Annotated in this window: 16 protein-coding genes; 5 read left to right on the top strand and 11 right to left on the bottom strand. The window is 70.6% G+C overall.

Annotated elements, in window-relative coordinates; genetic code table 11:
- The first annotated feature begins 13 nt into the window (after positions 1 to 13).
- Entirely contained in the window at positions 14 to 421 is a 408-nt protein-coding gene (locus tag DL991_RS24515) for a hypothetical protein (RefSeq protein ID WP_125786675.1), read from the top strand.
- On the opposite strand, the gene DL991_RS24520 is transcribed toward DL991_RS24515, so the two are convergent.
- The 5 genes from DL991_RS24520 to DL991_RS24540 form a co-directional block, all read right to left on the bottom strand.
- The gene (locus DL991_RS24520) at positions 411 to 914 is read right to left on the bottom strand and encodes a GNAT family N-acetyltransferase (protein ID WP_125786676.1); all 504 of its coding nucleotides are present in this window, start codon (positions 912 to 914) and stop codon (positions 411 to 413) included. The two genes, DL991_RS24515 and DL991_RS24520, sit on opposite strands and share 11 nt — an antisense overlap.
- 2 nt (positions 915 to 916) lie before the next feature.
- Entirely contained in the window at positions 917 to 3004 is a 2088-nt protein-coding gene (locus DL991_RS24525; protein ID WP_125786677.1) for a caspase family protein, read from the bottom strand.
- A complete protein-coding gene (locus DL991_RS24530; protein WP_125786678.1) occupies positions 3001 to 3381 on the bottom strand; it encodes a hypothetical protein in 381 nt (126 codons plus the stop codon). The genes DL991_RS24525 and DL991_RS24530 overlap by 4 nt, the downstream gene beginning before the upstream one ends.
- An 83-nt stretch (positions 3382 to 3464) precedes the next feature.
- Positions 3465 to 5618, bottom strand: a complete 2154-nt coding sequence (recG, locus tag DL991_RS24535) for an ATP-dependent DNA helicase RecG (protein ID WP_125786679.1) — start codon at positions 5616 to 5618, stop codon at positions 3465 to 3467.
- 4 nt (positions 5619 to 5622) lie between these two features.
- On the bottom strand, positions 5623 to 7206 hold the full coding sequence (locus DL991_RS24540) for a DAK2 domain-containing protein (protein WP_125786680.1): 1584 nt from the start codon (positions 7204 to 7206) through the stop codon (positions 5623 to 5625).
- Between the two features lie 133 nt (positions 7207 to 7339).
- Between DL991_RS24540 and rpmB the strand changes: the two genes are divergently transcribed.
- Positions 7340 to 7531, top strand: a complete 192-nt coding sequence (rpmB, locus tag DL991_RS24545) for a 50S ribosomal protein L28 (RefSeq protein ID WP_007031450.1) — start codon at positions 7340 to 7342, stop codon at positions 7529 to 7531.
- 295 nt (positions 7532 to 7826) lie between these two features.
- Here rpmB and DL991_RS24550 read toward each other — a convergent pair whose 3' ends face one another.
- From DL991_RS24550 to DL991_RS24560, 3 genes are read right to left on the bottom strand one after another with little or no spacing between them, the layout of a single operon-like run.
- The gene (locus DL991_RS24550; protein ID WP_125786681.1) at positions 7827 to 8504 is read right to left on the bottom strand and encodes a uracil-DNA glycosylase; all 678 of its coding nucleotides are present in this window, start codon (positions 8502 to 8504) and stop codon (positions 7827 to 7829) included.
- A gap of 11 nt (positions 8505 to 8515) precedes the next feature.
- Positions 8516 to 9061, bottom strand: a complete 546-nt coding sequence (locus DL991_RS24555) for a gamma carbonic anhydrase family protein (RefSeq protein WP_125786682.1) — start codon at positions 9059 to 9061, stop codon at positions 8516 to 8518.
- A gap of 8 nt (positions 9062 to 9069) precedes the next feature.
- The gene (locus tag DL991_RS24560) at positions 9070 to 9540 is read right to left on the bottom strand and encodes a GNAT family N-acetyltransferase (protein ID WP_125786683.1); all 471 of its coding nucleotides are present in this window, start codon (positions 9538 to 9540) and stop codon (positions 9070 to 9072) included.
- 51 nt (positions 9541 to 9591) lie between these two features.
- On the opposite strand from DL991_RS24560, the gene DL991_RS24565 reads away from it, so the two are divergent.
- A complete protein-coding gene (locus tag DL991_RS24565; protein WP_125786684.1) occupies positions 9592 to 10338 on the top strand; it encodes a GNAT family N-acetyltransferase in 747 nt (248 codons plus the stop codon).
- Here the strand turns inward: DL991_RS24565 and DL991_RS24570 are convergent.
- Entirely contained in the window at positions 10335 to 11291 is a 957-nt protein-coding gene (locus tag DL991_RS24570) for a thiamine-phosphate kinase (protein WP_125786685.1), read from the bottom strand. The genes DL991_RS24565 and DL991_RS24570 overlap by 4 nt on opposite strands.
- A gap of 133 nt (positions 11292 to 11424) precedes the next feature.
- Here DL991_RS24570 and DL991_RS24575 point away from each other — a divergent pair, with 133 nt between their 5' ends.
- Positions 11425 to 11658 carry an Lrp/AsnC ligand binding domain-containing protein gene (locus DL991_RS24575; RefSeq protein ID WP_005160289.1) on the top strand — a complete coding sequence of 78 codons (234 nt, stop codon included), beginning with the start codon at positions 11425 to 11427 and terminating at the stop codon, positions 11656 to 11658.
- Positions 11659 to 11677: 19 nt separating this feature from the next.
- Positions 11678 to 12220, top strand: a complete 543-nt coding sequence (locus DL991_RS24580) for a DUF3515 domain-containing protein (protein ID WP_125786686.1) — start codon at positions 11678 to 11680, stop codon at positions 12218 to 12220.
- Positions 12221 to 12224: 4 nt separating this feature from the next.
- Here DL991_RS24580 and DL991_RS24585 read toward each other — a convergent pair whose 3' ends face one another.
- Positions 12225 to 13193: a zinc-binding dehydrogenase gene (locus tag DL991_RS24585; protein WP_125786687.1), complete on the bottom strand. Its 969-nt coding sequence runs from the start codon at positions 13191 to 13193 to the stop codon at positions 12225 to 12227.
- A gap of 33 nt (positions 13194 to 13226) precedes the next feature.
- Entirely contained in the window at positions 13227 to 14585 is a 1359-nt protein-coding gene (locus tag DL991_RS24590) for a PLP-dependent aminotransferase family protein (RefSeq protein WP_125786688.1), read from the bottom strand.
- Positions 14586 to 14650 lie beyond the last annotated feature (65 nt).

Below are 14650 nucleotides of genomic sequence, written 5' to 3' on the forward strand. Positions count from 1 at the left end.
AGAGGGAGCCGTCATGACCGAGGAAGTCCGGAACAGGCCGCTGGAGATGCCGCGCCAGCTCAAGTTCGTCCGTGTTTTCCTTTGGGTGCAGGCGGTCCTCAACATCCTCGTCAGCGCGCTGGTGACGGCACTCGCGATCAACGAACTCGACCACGGCAACGAGGAAGCGGGGCTCGCACTGGCGCTGGCACTCCTCGGTTTCGTCGTCGCCGTCGTGCTGATCGCTTGCGCGATAAGGATTTCCCGCGGTTCTGCCTGGGTGCGGCCGACGGTGATCGCCGTGGAGGGGCTGGCCGTGGTCATGGGACTGATCAGCCTGGTCAACGGCGGGGCGATCACCCAGCTGATCGGGATGGGCATCGCCGTCGGCATCATCGTCACCCTCAACAAACCCGAGGAACGTGCCTGGTTCACCCGCTGACGAGGTCGATCCGGTAGCGCACTTCGGAGAGCGGGATGTCTTCGCCGGGCATGGTGTCGGTCTTCGTCGCCCCGTCCGGCAGCCATCCCGCCGCCGAGTAGAAACGCTGGGCGCGTTCGTTGGTGTCGAGCACCCAGAGCGTCGCCTCGCGATGCCCTGAGTCCCGCAGCGCGGCGACGGCGGTGTCGAGCAGCTGCCTACCCAGTCCCGTGCCCCAGCGTGCGGGTTCGAGGTAGATCGCGCGCAGTTCCCCGCGGATCCGGTCGACGGCGGTGAAGCCGAGGAGCGAGCCGTTCTCGACGAGGACCAGGACGTCGCCCTGGTTGGCGGGATCGGCGAGGGTCCGCTGCCAGCGGGCGGCCCGGCCTTCGACCGAAAGATCGCGCAGGTACAGCTCGGGCAGGAGGCCTTGGTACGCCGCCTGCCACGATCGGACGTTCACCTCGGCGATGGGCCAGGCGTCGTCGACGGTCGCGGGGCGGATCGTGGCCATCCTCAGCCGTTCACCTTGCGGGCGGCGAGGCCGGTCACGACGGCGAGCGCGAGCACCATCGACAGCGCGATCCCCCAGCCCGCGCCGGTCACGCTCGAACTGCTCGGCATCGCGTAGAAGAGCACGCACACCATGACGATGCCGCCTCCGGCCACACCCCCGAGGAACGCGACCCCGAACGCCGCCGGCCGCAGGGACACGCCGAGCAGCGTCCCGATGAGGAGGGTCACCGAGACGACGAGGTAGACCGCGCCCTCGTCGGCCCGGCTCGACGAATAGCCGACGAGTTCGATCGCCTCCACCACGAGTCCGACGGTGCCGCAGGTCCCGGAAACGAGCGCCACCACGGTGAGGGCGCCTCGCGGTTTCCGCAGGCCCAGCCGGAAACTCCGGTCGCGCCGCACCGACACCAGCGCGCAGACTGCCGCGGCCATCAGGCAGCCGTCGGCGAGGACGAGGACGACCGGCCCGGACGGCATCACCGAGAGCAGCGCCAGCCCGCACAGCGTTCCCGGCCCCGCCATCCGGCGCGTCTTCGGCAGGAACATCGCGATCCCCGCCCCGATCGCGAAGACGACGAGCGGCAAGACGGTCCAGCCGCCGTCTTCGAAGAAGTCCTCCACGCCGCTGCTGAGCTGGAACGCGATGACCACCAGGTACACCGCGGCCGCGAAGGCGAGCAACCCTGCGGCGACGGCGAAAGGGTCGGGCTTCGTGCGCGGAGGCACGGCCGGTTCGGGATTCGGGAGTACGGGCGGCTCGGGATTCCTGGCGGGCTCCGGGGTCGGCGCGGGCGCGTGCACCGGCCGTGGTTCCGGCACCGGCTTGGGGTCCGGCGCGGGCTCGGGTTCCTGGACGATCTGCCCCTCGACCGGCACCACCACCTCGCCGGTCGGCCCGGTCACGGTGATCCGTCCGTCGAACGCCCCGGGTTCCGCCAGGTCCAGGGAGATCTCGGCCCCGTCGCCGGTCTCGGTCACCCGCAACCAGGCATGCGACGACGCGAACCGGCAGGCTCGCGCGATCGGCGGCCCTTCCACCCTGATCCGCGCCACCGGCGCCGATCCCCGGACGACCTCGCCGAACCGCACCACGTCGGGTTCGGCCCGCACCCGCGCTTCCCGCCGCGCCAGGTCGGCGGCCTCGGCGATGTGCTGGATGTCGGTCTGCGCCATCGTGGTGAGGACTTCGTGCGCGCCGATGGCGACCGAGAGGTTCTCGCTCGTCAGCCGTCGCTGGAGTTCCGTCACCGCGCCGAGCCGGGTGAACATGTTCGGATCCTCGCTGGCGGCGCGCAGGTCGGCCGGGACCGGCGACGGTTTGATCCGGCGGCGTCTGCTCCTGGCGAGGTACAGCTCGCCCTGCATCTCGATGTCGCGGCTGGGCGTCTGGTTCGGGTTCCGTTCACGGACGCTGTCGAACAGGTAGTCGTAGAGCTCGCTGAGCGCGATCCAGCCGTCTTCGTCGCGATCCGCGTCCCCCGTCCGGAGCCCTTCGACCAGCGCCGAGGTGAACACCGACGGCCGGGCGTGGTCGTCGGCGAGGTGATCGCCCTCGAAGGCGTATTCGATGGAATTCGACGCGGTGATCACCGCACGGCCGCGACCGCCGAAACCGCCGCCGGGGAACGCGTCGAGCACGTTGGCCTCACCGGAGGCGCGCACCGCGACCCCTTGGCTGAAAGCGCCGCCGTAGCAGCAGTCCAGCAGGAGGACGATGCTCCGCGACCGGCTCATCCGCATACAGCGCTGGACGAAATCGGCGGGAACGGCACTCGACGCCAGCCGTTCCGGCCGGGTGTTGCGGGCGGCGAAGAACAGCTCGCCCGACTCGCTTTTCAAGCCATGGCAAGAGAAATGCACCAGCAGGACGTCGTCCGGCGCGCTGTCGGCGAACAGGTCCTCGACCCGGCTCGCGATCACGTGCGCGGTCTCGTCCCGCACGACCTGGACGTCGAACTCGCTGATGTTGCGATCGGCGAGGACCTCGGCGAGCGCTTCGGCGTCGGCCGCCGGGGACCGCAGCGCGCTCAACCCTGGGTTGTCGTACTCCCCGTTGGCGATGATCAAGGCACGCCGCTCGCCGGTCATGACCTCGAATGCCTGCCCACGAAGAGGTCGACGAGCTTGTCCTGATCGGTGAGGCTCGCTTCGGACAGCTCCAGCACGTCGCCGTCGATCTCCAGCCGCACCGTGCGTTTGACCCGGCCGCCGCGCGAAAGCCATTCCCGAACGGCCGCGACGACCGAGCGCAGGCCATCGGCGGACTGTCCCAGCGTGACCAGCAGTCCGCCCACCGTCGCGACGTCGAAGGCGCGTGAGCCGGGCGGCGCCGGACCGGCGGGCAGCGCCTTGACCTCGGCGACCCCGCGATCGATCAGTTCGCTTCGGAGGTACCCGGTGAGCTGGTCGACGCGTTCGGCGTCGGCCCCGTCCTCACCGAGCTGGACACGAACCGCTGACGTCATCCCCGGCCTCCCTCGCCCGTGCAGAACAAGGGAACCCCTCGGCCCGCCCGGCGGCAAGGTCCGATCGGGCAGAGATGTCCATGTCAGCTTTTTTCCAGATACTCCACGCGATCTTCGTCGACGACGTCGGCGATCATGTGCGCCAGCCCCAAGTAATTCCCCAGAGCCGGGTCCTTCTCGACGATTTCCAACGCGCGGGCCCTCGCCTCGGCGATGACGTCCTCGTCGCGCAGCAGCGACAGCAGTTTCAGGGTCGACTTCTTCCCCGACTGCGCGGCGCCGAGGATGTCACCCTCGCGGCGCAGTTCCAAGTCCATTCTGGACAGTTCGAAACCGTCCGTGGTGGACTCGACGGCGGCCAGCCGCTCGCGGGTGGTCGTCCCGTCCAAGGTTTCGGTGACCAGCAGGCAAAGCCCCGGCACACTGCCCCGGCCGACCCGCCCGCGCAGCTGGTGCAGCTGGCTGATGCCGAACCGGTCGGCGTCCATGATCACCATCGCGGTCGCGTTCGGCACGTTCACGCCGACCTCGATCACGGTGGTGGCGACGAGCACGTCCAGGTCGCCCCTGGAGAACGCCTGCATCACGGCGTCCTTGTCGTCGGCGGGCATCCGGCCGTGCAGGACGCCGATCTTCAGCCCCTTCAACTGTCCCTCGGCCAGCTCGGGCGCCACGTCGAGGACCGCGAGCGCGGGGCGTTTGTCGCCCTTGTCCGACGCCGGTTCGTCGCCGATACGCGGGCAGACGATGTACGCCTGGTGGCCCTTTCCGCATTCCTCGCGGACTCGCTGCCACGCCCTGTCCAGCCAGGCGGGGCGCTCCGCGACCGGCACGACCGACGTCTTGATCGGCGACCGGCCGACCGGCATCTCCCGCAGCGCGGAGATCTCCAGATCGCCGTAGACGGTCATCGCGACCGTGCGCGGGATGGGCGTCGCGGTCATAACCAGCACGTGCGGGCTGGTCTCGTCCGAGCCGCGGGAGCGCAGCGCGTCCCGCTGCTCCACCCCGAACCGGTGCTGTTCGTCGACCACGGCCAGGCCCAGATCCGCGAAGGAAACCGTGTCCTGGATGAGCGCGTGCGTGCCGACGATGATCCCGGCCTCGCCGCTGACCGTCTCCAGCAACGCCTTCTTGCGTTCCTTGGCGCCCATCGAACCGGTCAGCAGGGTCACGCGCGTCGCGTTCTCCGCGGCGCCGAGCTCACCCGCCTGCCCGAGGTCGCCGAGCATCTCGCGCAGCGACCGGGCGTGCTGCGCGGCGAGGACCTCCGTCGGCGCGAGCATCGCCGCCTGCCGCCCGGAATCGACGACCTGCAGCATGGCGCGCAGCGCGACCACGGTCTTGCCGGAACCGACCTCACCCTGCAGCAGCCGGTTCATCGGATGTTCGGTGGACAGGTCCCCGGCGATCTCCCCGCCGATCTCCTGCTGGCCGGCGGTCAGCGCGAACGGGAGCCGTTTGTCGAAGGCGTCGAGGATGCCGCCCTCGGTGTGCGGACAGGCTTTCGCGGGCCGCGAGACCAGGGAATGCCGCCGCTGCGCGAAAATCAGCTGGACCGCCATCGCTTCGTCCCATTTGAGCCTTTCCCGCGCGGAGTTCAGCGCCTGCCAGCTCGACGGCCGGTGGATGCCGCGCAGCGCGCTTTCCAGGCTGGGCAGGCCGTACCGGGCCAGCAGCTCGATCGGCATCGGGTCCTCGTCGACCTCCAGCACGTCCAGCACCTGCCGGACGGCCTTGGCGATCACCCAGGTCGGGATCCCCTGCGCCGCCGGGTAGACCGGGATGATCTCGGCGAGGAAGTCGTCCATCGCCTCGGCCTGGCGCTCGGCGTCGAAGAGTTCGTACTCGGGGTTCGCCAGTTGCAGGACGTCGCGGAACGCGGTGACCTTGCCCGCGAAGAGGCCGTTCTTGCCGGGCACGAGTTCCTTTTCGCGCCAGGCCTGATTGAAGAAGGTGCACTGGAGACGACGTTTGCCATCGGTGATCACCATTTCGAGCAGCGTGCCGCTGCGTGCCTTCATCCGGCGTTTGTTGACCCGCTCGATACGCGCCATCACGGTCGCGTGCTCGCCGAGTTCGAGCCCGGCGATGTCGGTGAGCTGGCCGCGTTCGGCGTAGCGGCGCGGGTAGTGGCGCAGGAGGTCGCTGACCGTCTCGATCTTGAGGCCCTTGGCGAGTGCCTTCGCCGTCGCCGCGCCCACGACCAGTTTGAGGTCCGCGCGCAGGTTGGTCATGCGGTCACTCCACCCCCATCAGCAGCACGGCGTCGAATTGGCCGCCGGCGTAACTCGTCAGTTCGACCTCGGGATGTTCCAGGCGCAGCTGATCGGCCAGCTCACCGGGCAACCGGACCGGCACGTCGACCCCGGTCAGCACGGTGACCAGTTCGCCGCCGAGGGCCAGCATCCGGTTCAGCACGCCGACCGCGGCCGCGACCAGGCTCGTCTCCGAGGCGGGCGCGGGCTCGATCAGGACGACCTCGCCGTCGACGAGGCCGACGACGTCACCGGCCTGCGCCCGGCCCACCCAGGTTAGCGACTCCTCCTGCGCGATCCGCAGTTCGCCACGCCTGGTGGCGGCGGCCGCCTCCGCCATCGCGACCACGTCGTCGTTGGTGCGGCGGTCCTTGTCGTGGACGGCCAGCGCGGCGAGCACCTGGACGGGTGACACGCAGGGGATGACCACGACGTCGCGATCCGCCGCCATCGCGTGACTCGCGGCCGCGTCGGCCGCCGCGGTCAGCTCCTGACCGCCCGGAAGGACGGTGACGTGATGCCCGGCCGCCTCGTTGATCAGGCCCAGCATCTCCTCGACCGTCGGCGCGACGCCCGGCGGCACGGACAGCACCGCGACCCCCTCCGCTCGCAGCAGTTCGGCCAGTGGCCCGCCGTGGACCACGGCGACCACCGAACGGTCGACCCCGCCGCCGACCTCGACCGGCGTGGGCGTGATCAGCGGCTCGACCCGGACCCGGCGGGGACGGCCGAGCTCGATCCCGGCCTCCAGCGCCGCGCCGATGTCCGCGCAGTGCACGTGGACGGCGTACGCGCCGGCGCCGTCCCCGGCGACCGTGACGCTGTCGCCGAGGCCGCTGAGGGTCTTGCGAAGCCCGGGGAGACTGCCTTCGTCGACGTCGTCGAGCAGGTACATGACCTCCCAGGCCGTCGGCGCGTCGACCGTGTGATGGTGATGTGCCTCGAGCGGGTGCTCCGGCTCGACGAGGCTGCCGGAGATCACGCCGGAAAGGGCGTCGAGGACCGCGACCAGGCCGCGGGCGCCCGCGTCGACCACACCGGCCACCGCCAGGACGGGCAGCTGCTTCGGGGTCTCTTCGAGGGCTTCGGCGGCGACGCTCGCCGCCGCGGCGGCGACCTCTTCGAGTGACCCTGTCGCGTCACGGACGGACGCGGCGACGGTGTGCAGCACGGTCAGGATGGTCCCGGCCACCGGACGGCTCACCGCCCCCGTAGCGGCCCTGTCCGCGCACCCGAGCGCCTCCGCGAGCCCGGGCCCGTCGATTTCCCTGGCCGCGGCCGACTCGGCGATCCCGCGCACGACCTGCGACATGATCACGCCCGAGTTGCCCTTGGCCGCGGCGACCGCGCCCTTGGCGAACACCGACAGCGCCTCCGCGGCCGTCGCGGGCTCGGCCTCCGCCAGCGCGTCACGGGCCGCGGTCAGCGTGAACAGCAGGTTGGAGCCGGTGTCGGAGTCGGCGACCGGGTAGACGTTGATGCCGTCGATCGCCGGCCGGAGCACCGACAGGCTGTGCACACAGGCCGCCGACCAGGCCGACACCGCCGCCACGTCCAGCACCCGCACGCCGTAACCTCCTAGCTGTTCCAGCGAGGGTATCGACCCGGTGCCGGAGGGCTCTGAGCCACTGGTTACTATGGTCGAGTTGCCCAGCATGCTGGGCGCATCATTCTTTGTCCCAGATCCAGAGGAGTTCGACGTGGCTGCCGTGTGCGACGTCTGTGGCAAGGGACCGGGCTTTGGCAAGTCGGTCTCGCACTCCCACCGGCGTACCAACCGCCGGTGGAACCCGAACATCCAGACCGTTCACGCCAAGATCGGTCTGTCCCAGCGCAAGCGCCTGAACGCCTGCACCTCGTGCATCAAGGCGGGCAAGGTCGTTCGCGGCTGAGCCGGGTTTTGGGGAATGGCGGGTGCTCTTCGGAGCACCCGCCATTTTTTATGGGGTGGTGGGCTTTTACGTGGGTCCGAAGTCCGTGAAGGCCTCCTTGAGGGACTCTGGGTCCCTCAAGGAGGCCTTCACGGAACGGGAACATCCCCACGCGCCTCAGTAACACCACCAGTCACGCCTACCCCAGCCAGGACGTAGTGAGGGCCTCCTTCCCTACCCTCAAGGTAGTGAAGGAGGCCTTCACGGACTTTGGCGTCGCCTCAGGAGTCACACCGGTCACTGCTGCGACGAAAGGTCAGGGGAGCTTCCAGTCCACGGGACCGGCGCCCTGCTGCTCCAGCAGCTCGTTCGCCCGGCTGAAGGGGCGCGAACCGAAGAAGCCGGCGTGCGCCGAAAGCGGGCTCGGGTGCGCCGACTCGATGCACGGCACCTTCCCCAGCATCGGCTTCAGGTTCCGCGCGTTGCGGCCCCACAGGATCGCCACCATCGGCTCGTCCCGCGCGGCGAGGGCCTTGATGGCCTGCTCGGTGACCGCTTCCCAGCCCTTGCCCTGGTGCGAGTTCGACTTCCCGGGCTGCACGGTCAGCGACCTGTTGAGCAGCAGCACACCCTGGTCGGCCCACGGCGTCAGGTCGCCGTTCGACGGCAACGGGTGTCCGAGGTCTTCGCAGTACTCCTTGTAGATGTTGATCAGGCTCTTCGGGATCGGCCGGACGTCCGGCGCCACCGAGAAGCTCAGCCCGACGGCGTGCCCGGGCGTCGGGTACGGGTCCTGGCCGACGATCAGCACCCGCACGTCGTGGAACGGCTGCTGGAACGCCCGCAGCACGTGTTCACCCGCCGGGAGATAGGTCCGGCCGGCGGCGATCTCCGCGCGGAGGAATTCCCCCATCGCGGCGACCTGCGGCGCCACCGGTTCGAGGGCTTGCGCCCAGCCTGCTTCGACGATGTCCTGCAGCGGTCGTGCGGTCACGGCGTGCGAGCTTACTCACGTCGGTCGAGCGGCCGAAGTTCGACCCGACGGAGTTCTCTACGGAAAAGGGCCGCACGCTCGACATACCCGTCGACGACGAGCTTGATCATGTCCGGCCCGAACGAAGTGTTCGGCCGCGTCTTCGCCGGGACGCCGAGCGCGATGTGCCCACTGTCCACATGGGACCCGTAGGAAAGAACCGCGCCCGCGCCGACCATCCCGCCGTCCTCGACGACGGTTCCGTTCAGCACGACCGATCCCGACGCGATCAGGCAGCCCTCGCCGATCCGCGCGCCCTCGATGTGCACGGAATGCCCGACGGCGGAGGACGGCCCGATGATCGTCGGTTCCTTGCGGGTGCAGTGCAGGACGCAGCCGTCCTGGACGTTGGACCGCTCACCGATCTCGATGTGGCCGTGGTCGCCGCGCAGCACCGTCTGCGGCCACACCGACGCGAACGCGGCGATCCGGACGTCGCCGATCACCGTCGCGTCGGGATGGACGTAGGCGTCGGGGTGGATCGACGGTTCGAGGTCACCCAGTGCGTAGATCGGCATGCGTTCTCCTAGACCAGGGACTTGCCGAAGCAGATGCTCTCCGGTTCGTCCTTGTAGTACCCGAAACCCGGGATTTCCCGGTATCCCTCCGACAGGTACAGCGCGATGGCTTCCGGCTGTTTGTCACCGGTCTCCAGCACCATACGCAGCCGTCCGGCCTCGGCGGCCGTCCGTTCCAGGTCGGCGAGGATCGCCCTCGCGAAGCCTCGTCCCCGCGCCGAAGCCAGCACGAACATGCGCTTGATCTCGGCGTCACCGGGCAGCAGGGGATCCGGCCCGTCGTGCGCCCGCCAGGCACCGCACGCGACCGGGGCGTCGTCGAGGTACGCGGCCAGGAACAGTCCCCTCGGCGAGGCGAACTGCGCCGCGTCCATCGGCGTCTCGTCTTCGCTGCCGTACCGGGCGGCCAGTTCGAGCTGGGCTTCGGCCAGCAGCTTCACCGCGTCGGGGTGGTCGTAGGGCAGCACGCGAAGGTCCATGAGCGCGAGATTAGCGAGTGGACGAGCCGTCCCCAACGTAGATTCGCACTCATGTCGATCGAGACGTCCATCACCGGCCTCGCCGAGGCTCCGCTGCGTCAGGCCCGCAACTCCGCCGCGTTCTGGGCCGCGACCGGCCGTTCCCGCGGCCACGAGGTGATCCGCCGTCGCGGCTTTCTCGCCGTCGCCGGTGACGAACGCGCCGGGCTGCGCGTCCTGATCCAGGAGCCCGACCTCACCACCGCGGAACTGGCGGAGATCACCGAGCTCGCGGCGCGGGCGACGGGGCCGGTGGAGGCCGAGGATCCCTTCAGCGTCACCGATCTGAACCATCTCGGGGACATGCGCAGCTGGCAGATGCCCGTCATGCTGCGTCCGCCCGCCCCGGTCGCCGAGCCCGCGATGGAGGTGGTCCGGGTGCACGAGGAGGCGGATCTGCGGGCGGCCGAACGCGCGGTGATCGAAGGTTTCGAACTCGCGCGGTTCCGGCCCGGTGAGATGTTCCCCATGGCCGTCCTCGAACAGCCGGGGGTCGCCGTGTTCGTCGCGCGGCTCGACGGCGAGGTCGCCGGCGCGTGCGTCACGGTCGTCGAGGACGGCTTCGGCAGCCACTACTGGGTCGGCACGCCGGAGGCCTTCCGCTCTCGCGGCGTCGGACGGGCGGTGATGCTCGGCTCCCTCGCCCCGCTGGCGGAGCTGCCGATCACCCTCACCGCGTCCCGGCTCGGCAGGCCGCTGTACGAATCGCTCGGTTTCACCGTCGCCGCACCCTCGACCTGGTGGGCCCCACGCTCCTAGCGCCAGTGCTGCCAGCCGCTGTCGTGCCCGTACCGCTTCCCGTCCACCGTCACCCCCGAATCCGGCATGGTGACGACGCCGATCTCGGTCCAGCCCTCCGGCAGGTCGGCGAACGAGGGGAAGGTCGCCGCGAACGCGTGGTCCTCGCCGCCGGTGAGGACCCATTTCAGCGGGTCGGCGCCGAGCGCGGTGCCGACCTCGGTCAGCCTGCTCGACACGTCGAGATCCGCCGTGCGCACGTCGATCCCCACACCGGAGGCCGCGGCGATGTGGCCGAGGTCGGACAGGAGCCCGTCGGACACGTCGATCATGGACGTCGCGCCGCCGTCGGCCGCGCGGATCCCCGCCTCGTAGTCCGGTTCGGGGCAGCGTTGCGCGTTGACCACGCTGACCGGTGAGCGGAAACCCCGCCCGAGCACGGCGAGTCCGGCGGCGGCCCAGCCGAGCCGTCCGCAGACCGCGACGACGTCGCCGGGGCGGGCACCGGACCGCGTCACCGGTTCCCTGCCGCCGAGGTCGCCGAGGGCGGTGACACTGATCACGATCTGATCGGCGCGCACCATGTCGCCGCCGACGATCCCGACGCCCGCGCGGTCGGCTTCGAGCCACATCCCCCGCGTGAGTTCGGTGACGAGTGCCGTCTCGGTGTCCGGCGGGCAGGCGAATCCCATGAGGACGGACGTCGGCCGCGCACCCATGGCGGCGATGTCGGTGAGGTTCACCGCGACCGCCTTGCGCCCCACCTGTTCGGCGCTGGACCAGTCGAGCCGGAAGTGGACGCCCTGCACGAGGACGTCGGTGGAGGCCACCGTCCGGCCGTCGGGGCTGGCCACGACGGCCGCGTCGTCCCCCGGTCCGAGCAGTGTCGTCTCCGGCTGTTTCCGGTCGGCGGTCACCGCCTCGATCAACCGGAATTCACCGGTCCCGGCGACCGTGCCGTCTTTCGGTGACACCCGTCACCTCCACTTTCCCTTGTCCGGACAAATGTCGATCACCGATAGTCGGATGCCCTAGGTTTTTCCCGGGGCTGGCGATACGTTGCTACAACGTTCCTACCTTGAGCCGACTTTTACGAAGGGGCGCGCCGTGGTCCACGCATACATCCTCATCCAGACCGAGGTCGGCAAAGCCGCCGCGGTCGCCGCGGAGATCTCCACCATCTCCGGTGTCACCAGTTCGGAGGATGTCACCGGCCCTTACGACGTCATCGTCAAGGCCGCGGCGGACACCGTCGACCAGCTCGGCCAGCTCGTGGTCGCCAAGGTGCAGAACGTGGAGGGCATCACGCGGACGCTGACCTGCCCGGTCGTGCATCTGTAAGAAGTGGTGTAGTGGTCCGGTGGCTGACACGGACACCGGCGCTCCCCCGAAACCCCTGCTGATCGCGGCCGCCTGCCTGGCGGTGCTGCTCGTCGCGGGCGTGGCCGTCTTCGGGCTGACCCGCGGCGCGGATCCCGTCGCCCCGGCCGTCGACGGCCCGCTCCCGCTCGTCCCGGTCCCGGCGCCGCAGTCGGGGTCGCCCGAGTGCGCGAAACTCGTCGGCGCGCTCCCGCACGAGCTCACGTCGTCCGGGAACACGCTGGTCCGCCGGAAGCTGGCCGATCCCGCGCCCGAGGCGACGGTCGGCTGGGGCACCGGCGACCCGGTGGTCCTGCGATGCGGGCTCGGCAAACCGCCGGAGCTCACCCGGACCTCGCAGCTGCGGACGATCAACGGCGTCCAGTGGCTGCAGGTCGAGGGCGAGGGCACCGCGACGTGGTTCGTGGTGGACCGTCCCGTCTACACGGCGCTCACCGTGCCGGACACCGCGGGGACAGGGCCGCTCCAGACCGTTTCCGAGGTCATCGCCGCCAACCTCCCCGCGGTGCCGCTGCGGTTCTGAGCACTCAGGGCAGGAGCAGGCTCTTGCCCGTGTACCGCCGCGCCTCGATGTCCGAGTGCGCGACGGACGCGTCCGCCAGCGGATACGTCCGGCCGATGATCGGCGTCAGCTTCCCGTCGGCCGCCTGCCGCAGCACTTCCCGCACCCGGCGCGGATTGTCGGGCCAGAACCCGACCAGCTGCGCCATGTCCACAACGGACAGCCGGGCGCGGTCGGCGTCGCCGATCACGGTCTCCGCACCGCTGGACATGCCGTAGCCGGAGAAGCGGCCGCCGTTCTTCAGCAGTGCCAACGAAGCGGCGCCGAGTTCGCCGCCGACGCCGTCGAAGACCACGTCCAGGCGGTGACCGCCGGTGCGGGCGAGGACCTCTCCCGTCCAGTCCGCCGCCGAGTAGTCGACCGGCTCTGCCCCCAGTTTCCGCGCGATCGCCGCCTTTTCGTCGCCGCGGACCGCCGCGATGACCGTCGCGCCCGCCGCGCGGGCGAGCTGCACCAGCACGCTGCCGAGCCCGCCGACGCCGGGCGCCACCAGGATCCGCTCCCCGGCCTTGACCGGGGTCTTCTCCAGCAGAGCCAGTGCGGTGCTGCCGTCGTCGAAAAGCGCCACCGCGTGCTGGGGATCCACCCCGTCCGGGATCGGGAAGGTGTCGTCCGGCAGCGCGACGACCGTGTCCGCGTAACCCCCGCCGTAGCCGCCGGGCGCGTGACTGAGGACCTGTTTTCCCAGCCAGGTTTCGTCGACTCCGGCACCCACCGCGTCGACGGTGCCCGCCACCGACCCGCCCGGCACGTACGGCGGCTCGACCGCGAACACGTCGGGTCCGTCGCCTCGTCTGATGAGGGCGTCGAGCCAGCCGACTCCGGCCGCTGTCACCGCGACGCGGAGCTCACCCTCCGCCGGTTCGGGGGTCGGCACTTCGACCTGTTCGAGAACGCCGGGATCGCCGAACCGGGACACTCTGATCTCACGCATGATCGCAAGCTATGACCTCCAGTTCGCTGGAGGTCAAGCGAGCACGGCGATCAGCGGTTTGAGCGCGGATCGCAGCGCCTCGCGCGAACAGCCCGCGTAGCCGATGAGGTTCCCGAACACCGTCGGCGTCCCGGCGAAATGCCGGGCCAGGCCGTCGAGCCGGATCCCGGCGCGTTCGGCCGCCGCCATCCGCGCCGCCTCGTCGGCGGCCGAGCCGCACGGGACGACCAGATGCGCGCCCGCGTCGTCGCCGAGCACCGGGATCCCCGCCGACGTCAGCGCGGCCGAGACCAGGGACCGGCGTTCCGACAGTTCCCGCCGGAGCCTCCGCAGATGCCGCCCCAGATCGCCGTGCCGCGCCAGCTCGGCGAGCACTCGCTGCCCCGCGGGCGAAGGACGTGTCCCGGTCGCTTCGCGGTACTCCAGCACCGCGGCCGCGACCGGGGACGGCGCGACCATCCAGCCCGCGCCCAGCGCCGGGGTGAGGATCTTGCTCGTGGTGCCGAGATGCGCGACGACGTCGGGCGCGAGCGCGGCCAGCAGCGGCAGCGGCGCGACGTCGAACCGCAGCTCGCCGTCGTAGTCGTCCTCGATCACCAGCATGCCCTCGGCGCGGGCGAGTTCGACGAGGTCGACCCGGCGGGACGCGCTCATCCGGCTGCCGAGCGGGTACTGGTGCGCGGGAGAGCAGTACACGGCGCGCACGTCGGTCGGGACGGCGTCCGGGCGCAGTCCCTCTTCGTCGACCGGGACCGGCACGACCTCCATCCCCGCGCGCCGGAACGCCTGCACCGCACGCTGGTAACCCGGCTCCTCGATCGCGACCCGGTCGCCGCGCGAGAGCACCGCTCCCGCGAGTTCGATCACCGCCGCCGTCGTCCCGCCGGTGGCCAGCACCGTCCCGGCCGCGAGGCCGCGGTGGCGCAGGAGATGTTCGGACACGGCGTCCCGGTACGCGGGCAGGCCCGCCCTGTCCTCGCGGTAAGTCGGGCGCGGATCGGCGGCGGCCCGCCACGCCCGGCGCCAGGCGGCTTTCTCGATGCCGTCGGCCCACGGGACGCCCGGGGTGAGGTCGACCAGCGTGGGCGGTGTGGCGGGGGTGCCGGGCACAGGACCTTTCGACGGTCTGTCCGCGGGCGGCGTGGTGGTGACATACGTGCCCGAGCCATGGCGGCCGGCGATCCAGCCCTCCGCGTGAAGCTGCTCGTACGCCGCCGACGTCACCGTGCGGCTGACGCCGAGCCTGCTCGCGAGCGCCCTGGTCGAGGGCAGCCTGTCGCCACCGCGCAGATGCCCGTCGCCGGCGGCCGCGCGCAACGCGTCGGCCAGCTGGACCGCGAGCGGGACGAGCGAATCGCGGTCGAGACTGACCGGCAGGGCGGTGTCGGACATGCTGTACTCCACACTTCCAGAAGTGGCCTTCTCAAGTATAAGAGAATTGGCCGTTATTACAGGCC

The sequence above is a fragment of the Amycolatopsis sp. WAC 01375 genome (assembly GCF_003947325.1).
In the GTDB taxonomy this organism is placed as follows: Bacteria; Actinomycetota; Actinomycetes; order Mycobacteriales; family Pseudonocardiaceae; genus Amycolatopsis.

What these genes read in the sequence shown, in the direction of transcription:
- DL991_RS24515 (WP_125786675.1), top strand. Translation starts at nt 14, where the DNA reads ATGACCGAGGAAGTCCGGAACAGGCCGCTGGAGATGCCGCGCCAGCTC.
- DL991_RS24520 (WP_125786676.1), bottom strand. Translation starts at nt 914, where the DNA reads ATGGCCACGATCCGCCCCGCGACCGTCGACGACGCCTGGCCCATCGCC.
- DL991_RS24525 (WP_125786677.1), bottom strand. Translation starts at nt 3,004, where the DNA reads ATGACCGGCGAGCGGCGTGCCTTGATCATCGCCAACGGGGAGTACGAC.
- DL991_RS24530 (WP_125786678.1), bottom strand. Translation starts at nt 3,381, where the DNA reads ATGACGTCAGCGGTTCGTGTCCAGCTCGGTGAGGACGGGGCCGACGCC.
- recG (WP_125786679.1), bottom strand. Translation starts at nt 5,618, where the DNA reads ATGACCAACCTGCGCGCGGACCTCAAACTGGTCGTGGGCGCGGCGACG.
- DL991_RS24555 (WP_125786682.1), bottom strand. Translation starts at nt 9,061, where the DNA reads ATGCCGATCTACGCACTGGGTGACCTCGAACCGTCGATCCACCCCGAC.
- DL991_RS24560 (WP_125786683.1), bottom strand. Translation starts at nt 9,540, where the DNA reads ATGGACCTTCGCGTGCTGCCCTACGACCACCCCGACGCGGTGAAGCTG.
- DL991_RS24565 (WP_125786684.1), top strand. Translation starts at nt 9,592, where the DNA reads ATGTCGATCGAGACGTCCATCACCGGCCTCGCCGAGGCTCCGCTGCGT.
- DL991_RS24585 (WP_125786687.1), bottom strand. Translation starts at nt 13,193, where the DNA reads ATGCGTGAGATCAGAGTGTCCCGGTTCGGCGATCCCGGCGTTCTCGAA.
- DL991_RS24590 (WP_125786688.1), bottom strand. Translation starts at nt 14,585, where the DNA reads ATGTCCGACACCGCCCTGCCGGTCAGTCTCGACCGCGATTCGCTCGTC.